Consider the following 16,571-nt stretch of genomic DNA (forward strand, 5'->3'; position numbering starts at 1 on the left):
AAACAGACACCCTAAAAAGGATGTCTGTTAAAGTACTAAAGCTTTTTTATAGCATCTGTAGGGCAACCCTCTACTGATTCATCAGCTGCTGACTGTTGGTCCTCTGGAACTTCTTTAGCTTTTTCTTCTGCTTTTCCTGCATCGTTCCATTCAAATACTTCAGGACATTCATTTACACATAATCCACAGCTAATGCAAAGATCTTGATCAACTTCTACTCTCATTAAATGCTCCTCCTTTAACAAAATATTAACTATAAAGCGTTTTTCTATAAGATGCTCAAAATCAGTTGCATTTATGCTATAATTGCCATAATTCGTAATTTTATTTAGGAGGGTAATATTCGTTGGAAACAGAAAATTAAAATTTATCTCACATGTTAAATAAATATATTAAACTGCATATGGGATGAAAGGAATAAAAGAAATTTTAGAAAAAATGAAGCAGAAATCACTTTTGAAGAAGATAACAAACAATATTATGCAGAACATAAAAAAAATAATAGTCGTTAAAAATAGTCGTTAAAGAACTTGGTTAGAAACAGAAGAATCAATTAAAAATAGACTAGAACTAATAGAAGAATATGATCTAGCAGGAGTTGCTTCTTGGAGACGGGGTTTTGAAAAAAAAAGATATTTGGGAGCTAATAAAAAAAGAGTTACATATTCCTTCAGATTAAATCATACAAAAAAACAGGAAGGATTTCTACCTTCCTGTTTAATTTATTATATATATTATTAAGGACTAATTCTTGCAAACTTTGTCTTATGAATACTCATAACCTTCCAAGTCAATTCAGGGTGTTCTTCATCCATTATACGATCTGTTTCTATAAAACCACATTTTTCATAAAGACGAATTGCACGTTGATTAAATGAAGCTACCTTTAACCAAGCTTCTTCTAAACCTTTTTCAAAAAATAAGTATGCTAACAATTCACCAACAGCAGCTTGTCCTATTTCTTGGCCCCAATGTTCTTGACCTAAACGAACAGCTATTTCAGCTCGTCGTTTTTTCCATTCAATTTGTCTATATCTGATATAGCCAACTGGCACTTCATCAAAAAAGTCCTCCCAAAGGACTATTGTAAACCAACCAGGTACATATCGATTTTTTACTTGTTTTTTAAAATCAGTAATTGCTTGAGTCGATATTCTTGCATTCATTCTTCCAAGATCTAAATAATTTGCTAGAGAATCTTTCCACCATTTTTGATAGTAGACAAGATCTGTCATCTTCGGAGGTCGCAAATAAACTTTCCCTATAGATTGACAAGATACTGCCAAGCTGACCTCACTCCTTTCATTAAACGGTAAATATAATTTCGATCTTTTTTAAAAAAATCCTTCTTAAAACAATCTTTTACGACAAATTTGAGTAGCAGGACCTAATGATAACATAAGTACGAAGTATCTGTCACCCTTTTTACTGATACTTCATTAAAAATAGGGCATAATACAAGTAAGGATTCATTGAAATTCGTTCATTTTCTGCAAATTTCAGTTCTTCTATGTAAATTTTTTACTTCTACAAAATCTTTTGAAAGTTTATAATCACACCAGAAATTTTTAGAGAGGAGTTCTTTAATGTCTTATAATTCTTATAATAATGTGAAAACAAATCCGAGTAAACCAATTAATGTTACAATCTCAAAGAAACAGTACGCAAGATATCCAATTAAAACTCATTTTGTTACAACAGAAGACAATTACATTGATGTTATATCAGAATATGCAAAACCAATTTATGAAAAAGGAGATATACTAGCTATAAGTGAGAAAGTTATCGCAGTAACTCAGGAAAGAATAATAAAAAAAGAAGAAATGAAGGTTATCCCATTTGCCAAGTTTTTGTCTCGATTTGTACATGTTTCTTCTGCAGGGCAATCTGTCGGTAACCCTCATAAAATGCAAGTTGCTATAAATAGAGCAGGTATATTTAGAATACTAATAGCTTCATTTGTTGCAGCTATTACTCGTCCTTTTGGTATAAAAGGTTTATTCTATAAGATAGTTGGCAATGATGTTTGGGCTTTAGATGGATTTAATGATTTAGCATATGATTATTATGGAGATAAAGGAATTTTGTCACCCAAAAATCCTCAACAAGTTTGTGATCATATAAAACAAGAAACTGGTATAAACGCTGTTGTAGCGGATGCCAATGATTTAAACATTGATATAATGGGAAAATCAGCTGATATAGAATTAGATGATGACACTATAAAAGAAATAATCAAAGATAATCCAGCTGGGCAAAAAGATGAACAAACTCCTCTTATCTTGATTCGAGAGCTTTAAAAAACTGTATTCTTTTATTTACTTCTTCTATAAAATCAGCTTCTCTAGCTGGGGTTAACCCAATATTGCCAATTTTAGTCCGAACAATAGTTATATTATTCATAGACCTTGTCGCACACATAAATAGTTTACCTTCATTTTTATATGAAACGACCCATTTAGAAAAACCTGGTAATATTAGTGCGATAGATAGTTTTGGAATAAGTGTTTTCACTTCGATATCATCTACTAAATATAAATCAACATTGTATTTTAATGGTCCATAATAAATTAATAATTTATCGCCTGTTAATTCATATCTTATTCTAAAAAACCAAATAAACATCAAAAAACTAATAATTGCTAAGAGTGCTAACAAAATAATTGAAATCATTGCACCAAAATGTCCAGTGTAGTCGCTATAAGCTATAAATGAAAACCAAGCCATAACTCCAAAAACAATAGACATAAGTAATAAAAACACCCAACCAATAGAACCCCTAGGTTCATATACTTTTTTGTCTTCTGGAAATAGACTAGCACTATCTGGTGTACCTGTTGTTGTTTTTGCTTTCATAATCTAGTCTCCTTTACTTTTTGTTATACTTAATTTGATAATATCAAAAAATCAGCCAACAGTTAAGTACTTATTATATAATATTACAACTTTTGTATTAATTACTGTTGAATGGGAATAATAGGAATAAGGGAACTCTACTATTAAATAAAGGAGTGGTAGTACTATGGATAGGTTAGCGCTTATTTTAATGATAGTTGGCGCACTTAACTGGGGGCTCATAGGTTTTTTTGGATTTGATTTAGTTGCTAGTATCTTTGGAGGACAAACAGCTCTTTTAAGTAGAATAATATATGGAATTGTTGGTTTAGCTGGACTTTACTCAATTTCTTTATTAGTAAGAGAACGTGAACAGGTTTAACTTTGATATTTCAGGCCGCCAAATTAAAGGCGGTCTTTTTTTGTCCAATTTAACCCATTATTAAGCATTATGTTAACAAAGTTTAATATTATTTCTACATAGAAGAAAATATTCATAAACTGGTGTTCTAGTCTCTTTATTGATTTGAATTATTTATTTTATACTGCTATAATCCTTAGCGTCTATACATTATGTTAACTTAAGGGGGAGGAAGAAAAAATGAAAAGTGTAAAAAAAGTACTTGCAATTATGATGGCAGTCGGAGGTTTGATGCTATCACCTCTAATAGTCCAAGAGGCTAGCGCTTCAAGTCAAACTTACACTGTTAATCCAGGAGACTCATTATGGAAAATATCTAATGAATTTAATGTTCAATTAGATGAATTAAGGAGTCTAAATCACGTCTGGGAACATATTGAACCTGAACAAGAGTTGACTATACCTAATTCACCAAATAAACATACAATAGAAAAGGGTGAAACTCTCTGGAGAATTGCACAAAACTACGATACAACAGTGACAGAATTAAAAAAGGCTAATAATTTGGATTCTGATTTGATTTATGCTGAAGATACCATGTGCATTCCAACTAAATTAGAAAAGTCAGTCAGTACTACTAAAACAGTAACACGAAAAAGCTCTTCTGATCAGCGAATTTCAGTATCTGACTATGAAAGACAATTGATGGCACACGCAGTTTATAGTGAAGCAAGAAGTGAACCTTATGAAGGCCAAGTAGCTGTAGCATCTGTAATTATTAATAGAGTTCGAGATGACAGATGGCCTAATAATGTGGAGGGAGTAATCTTTGAACCTTGGGCTTTTTCACCAGTTCATGATGGTACTTTTTGGTTACAACCTAACCAAACTGCATATGACGCTGTAGATGATGCTTTAAATGGTTGGGACCCTAGTCAGGAAGCTGTGTTTTTCTATAACCCAGTTACTTCCACTTCAAATTGGATTTTTTCTAGGACAACCATAACTCAAATCGGACAACACGTTTTTGCATATTAAAAGAAACCTTTTAAAGGATTGAGTCTTTTATCTCAGATTCAATCCTTTTTTATATTAAAAATTATTGAATGAATAACAAATATACTTTATATTTAAATTACATATTTTAAGCTCCCTATTCTTTATCATCTTATCAAAAATGTTATACTATTCCTAAACGAGAGGAGGATTCATATGAAATATGTATCTCTTATTGTACACACTACTCTTCAAAATAAAATAGAAAATTCAGACTATATAGAAATTGAAAAAGAACCTAATAGATATAAAGTTGATATCCACACTAAAAAAATAAATAATATAGAAGACTTATTAAATTTATTAGGTTTAAAACATCAAAAACAAATAAATATTATTTTAATGAATGGAAAACAAATCACTAATATGAAATCATATATCCAATCAGACAATATTATTGAATTATTTCCACCCATCGGTGGAGGATCATAAGTATTTTCTAGATCAAAAGGACTATACCATTAATAGTACAGCCCTTCTGATCGAACTTTTAATTCCATAACATTATAAAAAACACAATCACGAATAAATAACTGAGGAAAAATAATAATACTCTTGGTGCAAGAACTTGTAACCCTGCTATTGTTAAAGCCAATACATCCCCAAAATATATTTCCTCAGCATTTTCTTTCATTATTTCTTTAACATCAGGCTGCTTATACATTTTTTCTTGATTTTCTATTTTTTTTATCTTTCTCAAAAAACATATTTCTCCCCCTCTCTGCTTAGAAAAAAATTATGCTAAGTGACAAGCACCTGATAATCATCATCAATTACTTTAAGTTGAGGCTCTTCTTCTTTACAGAACTCTTTTGCTTCTGGACATCTATTATGGAATTTACACCCATTTGGTGGTTTTGCTACCTTTCAGTATTATACGATCTACCTTATGCTTTGGATCAGGGACAGGAATAGCTGATAAAAGTGCTCGTGTATAAGGATGTGATGGGTTTTCGAATAATTTATGTTTATTTGCGACTTCAACTAAATTCCCAGATACATAACTCCAATCCTATCACTAATATGTTTAACAACACCTTGTGACATTGCAGTCATATCTTCTTTTAACGTAGTTTAAGCCATCTATTCCACCTCCTCTTCTTTAGCATAGAGCCAGCAGCTACTTTTCTATCCTCACCTAGGTCTTGTAGAGATGGCATCTTTTCTCTACAAATATCAGTCACTTGATCACAACATAGATTAAAAGAACATCCTTCAGGCATATTCATATTATTGTATATGGGTGCTTTGGATCATCAAAGATATCATATACACTTGCATGCTCAACCACTCGGCCAGCATACATTACAACCACTTCATCTGCCTTTTCTGCAACTATTCCTAAATCATGAGTTATTAGTATAATTCTAGTTTCATATCGTTCTTTTAGATCATTCATAAGTTCTAATATTTGTGCTTGTATTATAACATCTAAAGCTGTTGTTGATTCATCAGCAATTAACAGCTTAGGATCACAGGATACCATTACAATCATTGCTCTTTGACGCATCTCACCACTTAATTGGTGAGGGTATTCATCAACTACTTGATTTGCACGGGGAATCCCAACAGTATCTAGCATTTTAATAGCTCGTTCTTTGGCTTCTTTATGGTTCATACCTTGATGTAGTAATAAATATTCCATTATCTGGTCGCCTACAGTAAAAACAGGGGGTAATGAGGTTATAGGTTCTTGGAAAATCATGGAGATATTATTGCCTCTTATTCCTCTCATGTCACGTTCAGAATAATTCAATATATTTTCATCGTAAAAGTAAATATTACCTTCTTCTATTCTTCCGGGTGGTTGTGGAATAAATCTCATTATTGACATACAGGTGATACTTTTACCACAACCTGATTCTCCTACGACTCCAACTGATTGCTTTTTATTAACAGAGAAATCAACACCATCAACTGCTTTCACACACCATCTTCTGTGTAAAATAAAAATAAGTCTTTAAATTTTCAATCTGCAGTAATTTTCCCACTATTTACACCTCCTTGTACAATAGAGTTAGTTAGACATGCTATTGATAGTTAAGAAATCACTGATCTTTGACAACCACATAGGGATTTTGGCCTTAAGTAGCTAATATCTCTAATGAGGCAGGGGCTTCGATTACCTCCATGGGAAGTTAAGCTATCCCGCCGAGTAGAGTGGAGCCCCGCCCTCATAAGATTTCTCGAATGAGCACGCTGTGGATGCAGCTTGCTGTATGCCTCGAGTAACGAGCAATGTTGAGACTTGTGAGGTGTTGGGGACTGACCCTGTCAATACTTTGTGGAAAAAAGGTACCACTAGCAATGTTTTTGGCGGTATTGATATTGCAAAACATAAGCACGAAGTTTGCATCATTGATGCTGAAGGAAATTCAGTTCTTAGTATTAATATTGATAATAGAAAAAAGGGTGTTGATAAACTTCTAAGTAACTTTGAGCGCCTAGGAATCACAACTGACAACTGCAAATTTTGCCTTGAGGCCACAGGCCACTATTGGCTCTCTCTTTATTATCATTTAACAGAGTTGGGTAGTGAGGTTCATGTGATTAACCCTATCCAGTCTCACGCTATTAGAAACTTATATATCAGAAAGACCAAAACAGATCTAAAAGATGCTTTTATCTTAGCTGGTTCGTTTTGGGAGGCTACCGCAGTCTGATCTTGCATCTGAAACTGTTATGAAGCTTCAAACTCTATCCAGACATCGTTTAAGATCTTGTTAGAAGTGTTGGCAATTTAAAAAACAAGGTGCTAGCTATTTTAGACAGAGTTTTCCCAGAGTACCCTGAATGTTTTTCTGGTGTGTTTATCAACAGTTCTAAAAAGCTCTTACAAGAATTTTCTTCCCCTGAAGAACTGGCTGATGTGGATCTTTCTGAGTTAACAGAGTTCTTAAAGAAACATTCAAGGGGAATGTTTGGCAGTTATAAAGCCCAGCAGGTTAAAGATCTAGCCAAGGGAACCTTTGGATAAATCTGGCTGCTGATGCTTATGCTTTAGAGCTTAGGCTACTTATGGAGCAAATTGAATTTGTTGAAGACCAGATAAACACTATTGAAAAAGCCGTAGACCAGGTCATGGAAGAAATGCGTCCTACTGATGATACTGATTATCGCCATGTTTTAGAAACTGTGCCTGATATTGGCCCTACTTTTGCTGCTGCCAATTGGCGAAGTTGGTGATATAAACAGGTTTAAGAATGCCAAAGCCCTTGTAGCTTTTACTGGTATTGATGCTAGTGTATACGCTTCTGGAGAGTTTGAAGGTTCTAAAAACAAAATGTCCAAAAGAGGGTCACCTGTTTTAAGGCATAGTTTGTGGATGGCAGCTGTAGCGGCTAGGCGATTTAATCCTGAACTTAAAGAGTTCTATGAAAAAAAGAAACAAGAAGGTAAGCATTCTAATGTTGCAACTGGTGCTGTGGCCCGTAAATTAGTACATACGCTTTTCTCTCTGTGGAAAAACAATCGCCCTTATCAAACTGATTACAAATGGTCTCCAGATTATAAATAACTAAAATCCTTATGTGGTTGTCAAAGAACACAGTGATCTTTGAAAAATTTATACTTGACTATTCATACCACATCTACTCTTTTAACCTGGGATCTAACGCATCTCTTAATCCGTCACCTATAAGGTTCAAGCTTATAACAGCTAATGAAATGCAAATACCAGACGGAATCCATAACCACCATCTATTTTATTACATACATATCTTGCGCTGCTTTAATCATATTACCCCAAGTTGGAATGGGAAGTTCAACCCCCATTCCCAAATAACTTAATGATGCTTCGATTATAATAGCTTGAGCTATACCAAGAGTACCTGCACTATAACTGGAGCCATTGTATTAGGTAAGGGATTTGACGGGCATCTTGTCAACACCATGGCTACCCTTATTCTTTTCTACCCTCTTTAGAGCTTCGTTTAGATTCTGCCGTAACATGCAAATTCTCCCCGGGTAAGGGCATAAACTTTCTTTCCATATCGCCGCCTCATTTACTCGGTAACACCTTCGGTAGTAAGGACTTTGTCTTGATGTGCAGACTAATCCAGTATTGCCTAGCCTTGTATGAGATTCGTATCCCTCGGGGCGGAAATTTGCCGCTGACTTCCTTCAGATGATAGAGTCACCTCCACCACCCTTGTCTTGAGCTACAGCTACTACTACCTTCGCTGTTCGGGACTTTCACCCTATAGCTTATATCCATGCCGAGCACACAAAAAAATAGACTCCCTGGTAGTCATCCAGGAAGTCTATTATGGATTAAGCTAAATAGCCTTCATCAGTCACAATCTTTTTAGCGTCTTCAAAATCTTCTTTGGCAACCATCACAACTGGACCAGCACATCCCATTCCTGATTCAGCATAAATTTCTTTTTTCCATAATACTTTACATGCATCTTCTAACTCCATAATATCAATTCCTGATATTTCTTCAGTAACAGGTTTTTTAGGTGGTGGTGTAACTTCCTCTTCTTCTGAAGAACTAGTATCTTTTTTCAATGAAGTTAGAAGCTCAGATAATCCTGCTTTTTCGGCTTTTTTCAATTCATCTTGACATATTTCTATCAAATTACCTTCTCTAGATTCTGCAGCGAATTTCATAGCTCCAGCAATTACAGGAGCACCTGAAGCTCTTGATACAATATTAATAACTTGATCTTGATTTTCTCCCACTCCTGGTCCATAACCATATCCTAAAGATTCATAACTTCCACCAGTTGTAAATGCAGAGAACATCTTCATCAAGATATTACCAGTTAATGTGTCAGTAACCATTATATCAGGTGTACCTGTTAGAACATCATTTCCTCTCATTATAACTCCGCCGTCTGAACGACCAGACTGTGCAAAGTTTATCTCATATCCATTATCTTTGAGATTATTTAATGCTTTTTCTACCTGTTTAGCTCCATCTACATTTAAGATACCTAGTTTAGGTTTTTCAATGCCTAAACTTTTAGCTGCACTAATACCATATATAGCATTCTTAACCATAGCTTCTACTCTATGCATACCTGATGAGCCTGTTGTAGTAGCAATCAGCATCTCTTTCCCTGTAGAAGGAGTGATCACTCTACCTACTGTAGAGACTCCAATAGGAAAGTTATAATGCATTGTAACTGCAGCATGAGCTTCACCTGATTTTAGAAGTTTTTCCATTTGTTCATGAGCAGTTTTCTCACTGGTAGTCTCTAAAGCATAGGGCAATTCAGTCTCAACTTTTTCCCCAATAAGTAAAACATCTGTATTCTTGTTTTGTTGTTTAAAAATTTCAGCACCTCGTACTACTTCTTCTGGGCCGTGTTCACTTCCAAGTGTAGTTACACAAACAACTGTTTTAGATCCATATTCACCTGACTCTAAAGCATCAGCCAGTTCATTGAAAATTTTCGACAATTGACCTTCTGCTGTTTTATTAACCAATTTTGCCCCACCCCCTATGATTTGTCTTCTTCATGGGCTAGAGAGTCTGCTAAATCTCTTAAAGAACTAGCTACAATACGCTTGATTTCATCTTCCGAAGCACCATCTTGTTCGCTAGTTGTTCCCTTATTAGGTTCCATTACAAAAGAAATACCATCAAAAAGATTAGTTAAGCGTCCTAAAAACAGACTTCCTTTACCAATAATCATTGCTTTTGAAATGTCACCATTCATAAGCATTCTTCTAGCATGACCAACAAAAGGAACTCCTGAAGGTATATGACCTTGTGTAGGTGCAAAACCTGGCATTCCATGTTTAGCTCCAAAAGTAGCTAATTCTTTCTTTTCAAGTTGTCCTTTTTTAACTCCAAGAGCACCAATCATTTTATAATTTGAAGCAGGTACATCTCCACCACCTGCTGGTTGAGTTAATTCTGGGTTCTGCATTTCAACAGAATATTTATCAATATCAGTTATAGATAATCCTAACTTTTCTAATGGTTCAGTAGTTACAGCTGAGATAACTGATTGAGGAGCAGATCCTGTACCAACATTATGTTTACCTATTGCATCAGTAACAATTACAGGATTTTTACCATCATTTTTCTGAACTAATATAGTAAGTCCTGCTATACAATCTTCAAGAATTGGCATGTCTTTATTCATATGCTCTTTAGAATTCATTCCTAGCTTAGCAACTGCCCCACCTGCAACTATAGCAACTTTTTCATAAATACCTGCTTCAACTAAAGCAGCAGCATTTACCATTGCATGCGCAGGTGCAGCACAAAAGCTTCTAATATCTGCACCAGTAGCATTAGTACATCCAGCTACTTCAGCAATAGCTTTAGCAAAGTTACCTCCTCCACGTTGGTTAACATCACCACAAGCTTCTTCACTTACTTCCATTACATAATCAATCTCTGAAAGATTTACATCTTGTTGTTTACCTAAATGAAGTAATGATAATACACCTGATGCCTTTGCCATTAAGTTTTCTAACATAACGTGAGCATTCAAGTTAGGATCAGTTTCATGAGCTGATTTAACGCAACCAACTAAATTAGATTCAAAATAAAGAGGTTCTGCTGTACCTTCTTCTACAGCTTTTTTTATAGTTTCCTGATCTTTTCCTGATAATTTTTCTACTAATTCATCAGTCATCACAGTATTTTTTGCTAACTTTTCTTTAACATTTGACACGAAATTTTCCTCTAACATGACTAGGTCAAAAGCATCAGAAATTTGAATTAATCCTAAAAACTCATCTTCAGGCATTATTTCTCCCCAGTCACTAAACCTTTCTCCGCCATCAACTAAATTCTCATACCAAGGTTTTTCAGTTTCTTGAAGTGTATCTGGAGAAATATTGCCTATATAAGCTTGGTTAGGAGGATATTTTACTGCTTCTTCAAAGCTTCTGCTTTTATTTTCAGCTTTTTTGATATAATCACTTTCTCCATTCTTTTTTCTTTCTGCTGCTAGGGTTGAACCATGATAACGCATGGCAGCAGGGGTATGAGCTAGAACATAGCTTGTGTTTCCAATCACTGAATAAGTCATATACGTCACCTCCAAAATTTAACTACTTAATTTATTATTGTAAAGAAAGGGGATAAGTTCTGTTATTAACTTATCCCCTACTTTTAGGAGTCACATTAAACTAAACTTGTAACTTATCCTTCAAAAACCATTTGCCCCTCAACTTCTGTTTGTAAAGCATTTAAGCCATTTTCAACAATTTCTTTTCTGATAGCATACTCATCATCACTACTTAGTTTTGGATTACCTAATGGATATGGTATTGCTACAGCAGGAACAATTCTATTAGCTCCAACCGTTTTGGAAATTGGAACAATAGTAGCTAAGTGAACTACTGGTAATCCAGCGCGTTCAATTTCTTTAACCATCGTTGCTCCGCAACGAGTACAAGTACCTCAGGTAGATGTTAGAATTACTGCGTCTACTCCATCTTCTTTTAGTTCCTTCGCAATTTCAGTAGCATATTTCTTTGCATTTGCTACTGCAGTACCATTACCTACTGTTGAATAATAGTATCTGTGTAGTTCTTTAATAGTTCCATTTGATTCTAATTCTCTTAGTGCATCAACTGGAAGCACACGATTTGGATTTTCATTTGCATAGGTTGGATCATAGCCACCATGAGCTGTTTCTTCTGTTTCAGCTGTTAGTTCTTTAACTCCATCGATATCATATTTACCATATTTTGATGCGCTAGAAGATTCGATCTTGTCTGGGTTACCTTTAGGTACTATCCCCCCAGAAGTCACTAAAGCAATCTTACTATTTTTCATATCTTTAACTGCTGGTTGAGGATCAACATTGTCGAAGTTCGGCATAGGATACTCAGTCTCATATTCTTCATCTTCTAATTTTTTAACTAAAATATCAACTGCTCTTTTAGATCCTCTTTCTTCATGAAATACATTTTTTCTAATTCCTCTTGGAATATAACCTTCTACTTTTGGAGTTCCAATCTCTTCGCCCTCCAAAAGTTTTTTCGTGATATTTGCCATAGTAGGTACAGCTTTTCTCATACCTGCTGCAGAGTCACGAGTTTCTACAATATAAGCATACTGCTTAAACATATCAACACCAGGGTTCTCAGGATACATTCCTGACACAACTGGTAATTCGTATTCATTAGCAACTAGTTCCGCTACTCCACCAGCTGCAGCTCCGTATCTTCCTGCATTAAAAGCAGGACCCGTTACCACTACATCTGGTTGATACTTTTCAATTGCTTCACGTACTTCTTTTCTGGCCTCTTCTGTATGTTCAGAATAATATCCATCACCACAGATAATGGTAGCAACAATTTCACCTGTATCGCCAAGAGCCCCATTTAAGGCCAACCCAGGACCTACAGGTCCTTCTTGTACCATGGGCGCAATATCAGCTTTCTCTTCGCCACCAATTTGACCAAAAAATTGGTTAATGTAATGCAGAACTCTTTTTGTCATTGGTTTCCCCCCTTTTTCTACAGGAGATTATAAAAATTTACAATACTCTTCACGGATTTCTTTCACTTCGTTGATAATTTCATCAACTTCTAAAACCATTTCCATCATTTCTACCTGTTCTTCATAAACAGAAGAATCAACATGTTCTTTCACTTCTGGCTCAACAATATGATATGCTTTGAGTCCTAACTGGACTCCAGCCAATGGACCTGCAAAAGTAGGGTCTCCGTTAGTAACAGTTTCGATAGCTAGCCCAGAACCTTCAGCGTCAGCTCCGCCAACGATAACTATTAGATTCTCAGCTCCATGCTCATCAGCTAACTCTTTAACCCTCTTTTGATTCTCTAGGTCCATTGCCCCTGCAGATGTTCAGACAAAACATTCGGTTGTACTATAAACGATTTCAGCACCAGTAGTTTTGATGCACTCTTCAATTGCTGGGCCTGGAATACCATCACGGTCACCAACAATAACTACTTTTTTACCTTCAAACATTGGTTAGCACCTCCATTTTAAGATTTTTTATCTACAAACTTTAAGATTCAATAGCTCCCATTTTGTTAAACCCAAGTTCATTAGTAGCTCCTATGATAGCTTGTAGTTCAACTTCAATGCCTTGGTCTTTTTTGAGACTTCCTTCAAAACCTCCAGCTATTAAATCAACCTTCTCTACATTCCCAATCACTTTGTCTAGTTGTGGTAAAACTACCGTTTCGTTTGCATTCCCACCGGTTACCACAGCATCAGCTTTTGGATCAGCATCTGCAAGTGATTGAGAAGATCCATCTCTTCCTGCATACTCGTCAGTAACTAGTACGGTTTTGATACCTTTTTCTTCAATTTTCTTGCAGTTCATAATTAAGTCTGTATCAGGGTTTCCAAAACCTTCTTCTGATATAACCACACCGTCAAGACCTAAATTTTCTGCTAAAGATGCTACATAATCTGAAGATCTTTGTTTATCTGCTAAAGTTACGTTCTCATTGGTGATAATAACACCCATGAAATTAATATCTTTACCATGTCTTTCATAAAGATCCTCAATAATTGGGTTATTTAGATGATGATAAGTTGTATTTTTATCACACGCTGATACACAGTTTCCGCTAATTATAGCTCCATCCATTACTTCAGTTGGATAGAGTAAAGTAGGAAGTGAGTTTTTAATGTCCACTCCATAAACATATGTGTCATGAAGTAGTCCTTGACTCTGTAGCATATATACATAACCGACTTTTGGTAGCTCAGGGTATGTTTCTGCTTGCTTAAATAGCGGTTTAGTTTCAAAGGTGTTATTCTCATTAGCTTCTTTTTCAGCAGTAGCTTCTGCTAGATAAGTTGCTGCCTTAAGTCCTATTAAACGCAACATTTCTTCATGTTGATGCTGTGGTAGATCATCAATAGGTGTTGCATCTACAACGACATTGTACTTCTTAGAAAATGGAGTGTAGTCTGCTCCTGTACCTTTCATGTCAATAATACCTTCTTGGAATCCAACAATATCACCAGTTGTAACGACACAAGCTCCGTCTAAAACAAGTGTCTTTCCTGAACCAACCTTGTCAACCTTTCCCATAAAACCAGGGAAGATATCTCCATTTCCTTCTACTTTAACTCGTGGTTCGATTACATCCTTAACTGGAATGATCCTTACAGATTCTCCAGGCTTTGCTAGGTGGATATCTAATTCCTTAATCCTTTGATCGAAATCCATCAAAATTTGTTTTAGTTCCTCTTTATTCACCTGTAAAATGCCACCGTCAAGAACATCTGTCTTTTCACCAAAACAAACGTCTTGAATTTTAATTCTGGAAAGTTCAAGCTTCACACTATTCACCTCCTAAATAAAAGCTTTCAAAGCTTCTTCTACATCCTCAGCCTTCAGATCATCACCTGCAAGCGTTTTTTGCTTTTCACCATCTTTATAAATGTTGAATGCTGGTACTCCCATTACCTTTTGTTTTATAGCTAGCCTTCTAGCTTTGCTGATATCAAGTTTACAAAACTTGACCTTATCACCATATTTTTCTGCGAGTTCTTCGATCTCTGGCAAAATTGCCTTACATGGAGCACAAGTGGGTGTATAGAAATCTACTAAAACAAGGCCTTCAGCATTTAATACTTCTTGTTCAAAATTATCTTTAGTCAACTCTAGCATTTCTTTTTTCACCTCCTCTCTTATATTATAAATAAACAATTACTCATTTATAATTTTTTGAACATCAATAGAACTTCCATTATAAGAAGTTACTAACTCGCCTTTCTTGTATACAGCTACAGTTGGGATAGTTTCTACTTTATTTGCTTTAAGTATTTGTGATTCTGTACTGTCAATATTAACTAGTCGCATTTTGTTTTCATCAACATTGTCTTCTAGTTCTTTTCTGATTTTTGTGCTCTCTTCTTCTGATGGGTCCCAATAAATAACTATTACAGGCTTTTCATGAGATGGATTTATTACATTTTCTTCAAACACATTGATGCTTTCTAGATATTTTTCACATGCAGTTGCCCCTATTGCACCATCCGCTGCTGCAGTTACAACTTGTCTTAAGTATTTGTCATTAACATCACCTACAGAATAAACTCCAGGACATGATGTTTCCATTAAATCATTTACTATTACATACCCTCTGTCGGTAAGGTCGATTTTCCCATGTAGAAACTCGGTGTTAGGTTTTGTACCAACAAATATAAATACACCATCTGCTTCAAAATGACTCTTTTCGTTCGTTACTACATTTTTAAGATTCAATCCTGTGACTAATTCGTCCCCTGTTATTTCTTCAATAACACTGTTCCAAATAAAGGATATCTTTTCGTTTTCCATTGCTCTTTCTCTTAACGCTCTACTTGCTCTTAACTTTTCTCTTCTGTGAATAATAGTTACTTTGTCAGCAAACCTTGTTAAGTATAGAGCTTCTTCAACTGCTGTATCTCCTCCACCAATAACTGCTACTTCTAATTCTTCAAAGAAAGCGGCGTCACAAGTACCACAGTAAGAAACTCCTTTTCCTACAAATTCAGCCTCACCTTTCACACCTAATTTGCTAGGTTCAGCTCCTGTGGCAACCATAACTGCTTTTGCTTTAATAGTCTCTTTATCAGTTTTAATTGACTTTATATTTCCTTCTAACTGTGCATCGGTAACTTCTCCAGTATGAAATTCTGTACCAAATTTTTTACTATGGTTCGTGAATTGTTCCATGATTTCTGGACCTGAAGTGTCAAAAAAACCAGGGTAGTTTTCAAGTTCAGAAGTTGTATTTACCTGACCTCCTGGAACAGCTGCTTTTTCTAATACTGCTGTTGACAGATTAGAACGAGAAGCATAAATTGCAGCTGATAACCCTGCTGGACCTCCTCCAATAATCAATAAATCATACACCTGACTCATGGAATACCTCCTTTAATATCCAATACTTTTTTAGTTCACTTATAATCTTATGCATAAAAAAACAGAGTATCAAAAGGACAAAATATCGTTTCTATTTTGCCATCGATACTCTGTACATAGACCTGAGAGATTCGCCTTTTACCAAAAAAAGGCTTACTCCTTCGGTGCCGCAAATGCGGGCTCTCCAGAGCTGGATCCAACTACGGTCCTGGTACCTGAAAGTTTCTCTACCAGCGGCAAACTGATAGATTACCCCGTCGGTGCCTCCTCATAGGAGATCTCTCCCGTAGTTTTCATTTCCCACTAGCGTATCTAGTTGTTGTATAATTTTGAACTTAGTTTTATTATGCAAGCTTAAAATAACTTTCAGGTAGTTATGTGTTTCACATTTCTTCGTATTAATTAATATTCAACATTTTTCTTAGGATTCCTGCTAAAAATTATAAAAAAATATTTTTTTATACTCACCGTAAATTGCAATATTAAATTGAACTAGTTTCCAA

The 16,571-nt window shown here is 35.2% G+C and carries 17 protein-coding genes, 3 pseudogenes and 2 riboswitches; of the genes and pseudogenes, 5 read left to right on the forward strand and 15 right to left on the reverse strand.

Annotated elements, in window-relative coordinates; all coding sequences use genetic code 11:
• Positions 1-35: 35 nt before the first annotated feature.
• Together CDO51_RS01395 and CDO51_RS01400 are read right to left on the reverse strand one after the other, a co-directional pair.
• The gene (locus CDO51_RS01395) at positions 36-224 is read right to left on the reverse strand and encodes a ferredoxin (protein WP_089022513.1); all 189 of its coding nucleotides are present in this window, start codon (positions 222-224) and stop codon (positions 36-38) included.
• A gap of 513 nt (positions 225-737) precedes the next feature.
• Positions 738-1,286 (reverse strand): GNAT family N-acetyltransferase, encoded by a 549-nt coding sequence (locus CDO51_RS01400; protein WP_089022514.1) that lies wholly within the window; start codon positions 1,284-1,286, stop codon positions 738-740.
• Between the two features lie 300 nt (positions 1,287-1,586).
• On the opposite strand from CDO51_RS01400, the gene CDO51_RS01405 reads away from it, so the two are divergent.
• Positions 1,587-2,300, forward strand: a complete 714-nt coding sequence (locus tag CDO51_RS01405) for a coenzyme F420-0:L-glutamate ligase (RefSeq protein WP_089022515.1) — start codon at positions 1,587-1,589, stop codon at positions 2,298-2,300.
• Here the strand turns inward: CDO51_RS01405 and CDO51_RS01410 are convergent.
• The gene (locus CDO51_RS01410) at positions 2,278-2,856 is read right to left on the reverse strand and encodes a PH domain-containing protein (RefSeq protein ID WP_089022516.1); all 579 of its coding nucleotides are present in this window, start codon (positions 2,854-2,856) and stop codon (positions 2,278-2,280) included. The two genes, CDO51_RS01405 and CDO51_RS01410, sit on opposite strands and share 23 nt — an antisense overlap.
• Positions 2,857-3,022: 166 nt before the next feature.
• Between CDO51_RS01410 and CDO51_RS01415 the strand changes: the two genes are divergently transcribed.
• From CDO51_RS01415 to CDO51_RS01425, 3 genes are all read left to right on the forward strand, one after another.
• Positions 3,023-3,217: a DUF378 domain-containing protein gene (locus CDO51_RS01415; RefSeq protein WP_089022517.1), complete on the forward strand. Its 195-nt coding sequence runs from the start codon at positions 3,023-3,025 to the stop codon at positions 3,215-3,217.
• Positions 3,218-3,436: 219 nt separating this feature from the next.
• Positions 3,437-4,234: a cell wall hydrolase gene (locus CDO51_RS01420; RefSeq protein ID WP_089022518.1), complete on the forward strand. Its 798-nt coding sequence runs from the start codon at positions 3,437-3,439 to the stop codon at positions 4,232-4,234.
• Between the two features lie 174 nt (positions 4,235-4,408).
• Positions 4,409-4,684 (forward strand): MoaD/ThiS family protein, encoded by a 276-nt coding sequence (locus CDO51_RS01425; protein WP_089022519.1) that lies wholly within the window; start codon positions 4,409-4,411, stop codon positions 4,682-4,684.
• Positions 4,685-4,742: 58 nt separating this feature from the next.
• Here CDO51_RS01425 and CDO51_RS01430 read toward each other — a convergent pair whose 3' ends face one another.
• From CDO51_RS01430 to CDO51_RS01440, 4 genes and pseudogenes are all read right to left on the reverse strand, one after another.
• Positions 4,743-4,952 carry a hypothetical protein gene (locus tag CDO51_RS01430; RefSeq protein WP_089022520.1) on the reverse strand — a complete coding sequence of 70 codons (210 nt, stop codon included), beginning with the start codon at positions 4,950-4,952 and terminating at the stop codon, positions 4,743-4,745.
• A 41-nt stretch (positions 4,953-4,993) separates the two neighbouring features.
• Positions 4,994-5,287: pseudogene (locus CDO51_RS15245) on the reverse strand (oligopeptide/dipeptide ABC transporter ATP-binding protein); the annotation flags it as partial.
• 29 nt (positions 5,288-5,316) lie between these two features.
• Positions 5,317-5,481, reverse strand: a complete 165-nt coding sequence (locus CDO51_RS14005; protein ID WP_169710417.1) for a hypothetical protein — start codon at positions 5,479-5,481, stop codon at positions 5,317-5,319.
• Positions 5,478-6,179: an ABC transporter ATP-binding protein gene (locus tag CDO51_RS01440; protein ID WP_240503452.1), complete on the reverse strand. Its 702-nt coding sequence runs from the start codon at positions 6,177-6,179 to the stop codon at positions 5,478-5,480. The genes CDO51_RS14005 and CDO51_RS01440 overlap by 4 nt, the downstream gene beginning before the upstream one ends.
• Before the next feature lie 355 nt (positions 6,180-6,534).
• Between CDO51_RS01440 and CDO51_RS01445 the strand changes: the two are divergent.
• Positions 6,535-7,769, forward strand: a pseudogene (locus CDO51_RS01445) (IS110 family RNA-guided transposase).
• A 73-nt stretch (positions 7,770-7,842) separates the two neighbouring features.
• On the opposite strand, the pseudogene CDO51_RS15250 reads toward CDO51_RS01445, so the two are convergent.
• From CDO51_RS15250 to trxB, 8 genes and pseudogenes are all read right to left on the reverse strand, one after another.
• A pseudogene (locus tag CDO51_RS15250) lies at positions 7,843-8,115 on the reverse strand (ABC transporter permease); the annotation flags it as partial.
• Between the two features lie 409 nt (positions 8,116-8,524).
• Positions 8,525-9,688, reverse strand: a complete 1,164-nt coding sequence (gene grdD, locus CDO51_RS01450) for a glycine/sarcosine/betaine reductase complex component C subunit alpha (RefSeq protein WP_089022521.1) — start codon at positions 9,686-9,688, stop codon at positions 8,525-8,527.
• 14 nt (positions 9,689-9,702) lie between these two features.
• On the reverse strand, positions 9,703-11,250 hold the full coding sequence (gene grdC, locus CDO51_RS01455) for a glycine/sarcosine/betaine reductase complex component C subunit beta (protein WP_089022522.1): 1,548 nt from the start codon (positions 11,248-11,250) through the stop codon (positions 9,703-9,705).
• 113 nt (positions 11,251-11,363) lie between these two features.
• Positions 11,364-12,671 carry a glycine reductase complex selenoprotein B gene (gene grdB / locus CDO51_RS01460; protein ID WP_089022523.1) on the reverse strand — a complete coding sequence of 436 codons (1,308 nt, stop codon included), beginning with the start codon at positions 12,669-12,671 and terminating at the stop codon, positions 11,364-11,366.
• A 27-nt stretch (positions 12,672-12,698) separates the two neighbouring features.
• On the reverse strand, positions 12,699-13,166 hold the full coding sequence (gene grdA, locus CDO51_RS01465) for a glycine/sarcosine/betaine reductase complex selenoprotein A (protein WP_089022524.1): 468 nt from the start codon (positions 13,164-13,166) through the stop codon (positions 12,699-12,701).
• 40 nt (positions 13,167-13,206) lie between these two features.
• Positions 13,207-14,499: a glycine/sarcosine/betaine reductase component B subunit gene (locus CDO51_RS01470; RefSeq protein ID WP_089022525.1), complete on the reverse strand. Its 1,293-nt coding sequence runs from the start codon at positions 14,497-14,499 to the stop codon at positions 13,207-13,209.
• A 12-nt stretch (positions 14,500-14,511) separates the two neighbouring features.
• A complete protein-coding gene (trxA, locus tag CDO51_RS01475; protein ID WP_089022526.1) occupies positions 14,512-14,829 on the reverse strand; it encodes a thioredoxin TrxA in 318 nt (105 codons plus the stop codon).
• 39 nt (positions 14,830-14,868) lie between these two features.
• A complete protein-coding gene (gene trxB, locus CDO51_RS01480) occupies positions 14,869-16,068 on the reverse strand; it encodes a thioredoxin-disulfide reductase (protein WP_089022527.1) in 1,200 nt (399 codons plus the stop codon).
• 108 nt (positions 16,069-16,176) lie between these two features.
• Positions 16,177-16,258, reverse strand: a riboswitch (glycine riboswitch).
• 3 nt (positions 16,259-16,261) lie between these two features.
• Positions 16,262-16,365, reverse strand: a riboswitch (glycine riboswitch).
• Positions 16,366-16,571: the final 206 nt, after the last annotated feature.

This window comes from Natranaerobius trueperi (assembly GCF_002216005.1).
Lineage (GTDB): Bacteria > Bacillota > Natranaerobiia > Natranaerobiales > Natranaerobiaceae > Natranaerobius_A > Natranaerobius_A trueperi.

Bases quoted from the DNA above. Each gene is read 5' to 3' on its own strand.
- CDO51_RS01395 (WP_089022513.1), bottom strand. From the start codon at position 224: ATGAGAGTAGAAGTTGATCAAGATCTTTGCATTAGCTGTGGATTATGT.
- CDO51_RS01405 (WP_089022515.1), top strand. From the start codon at position 1,587: ATGTCTTATAATTCTTATAATAATGTGAAAACAAATCCGAGTAAACCA.
- CDO51_RS01410 (WP_089022516.1), bottom strand. From the start codon at position 2,856: ATGAAAGCAAAAACAACAACAGGTACACCAGATAGTGCTAGTCTATTT.
- CDO51_RS01415 (WP_089022517.1), top strand. From the start codon at position 3,023: ATGGATAGGTTAGCGCTTATTTTAATGATAGTTGGCGCACTTAACTGG.
- CDO51_RS01420 (WP_089022518.1), top strand. From the start codon at position 3,437: ATGAAAAGTGTAAAAAAAGTACTTGCAATTATGATGGCAGTCGGAGGT.
- CDO51_RS01425 (WP_089022519.1), top strand. From the start codon at position 4,409: ATGAAATATGTATCTCTTATTGTACACACTACTCTTCAAAATAAAATA.
- CDO51_RS14005 (WP_169710417.1), bottom strand. From the start codon at position 5,481: ATGAATATGCCTGAAGGATGTTCTTTTAATCTATGTTGTGATCAAGTG.
- grdC (WP_089022522.1), bottom strand. From the start codon at position 11,250: ATGACTTATTCAGTGATTGGAAACACAAGCTATGTTCTAGCTCATACC.
- trxA (WP_089022526.1), bottom strand. From the start codon at position 14,829: ATGCTAGAGTTGACTAAAGATAATTTTGAACAAGAAGTATTAAATGCT.
- trxB (WP_089022527.1), bottom strand. From the start codon at position 16,068: ATGAGTCAGGTGTATGATTTATTGATTATTGGAGGAGGTCCAGCAGGG.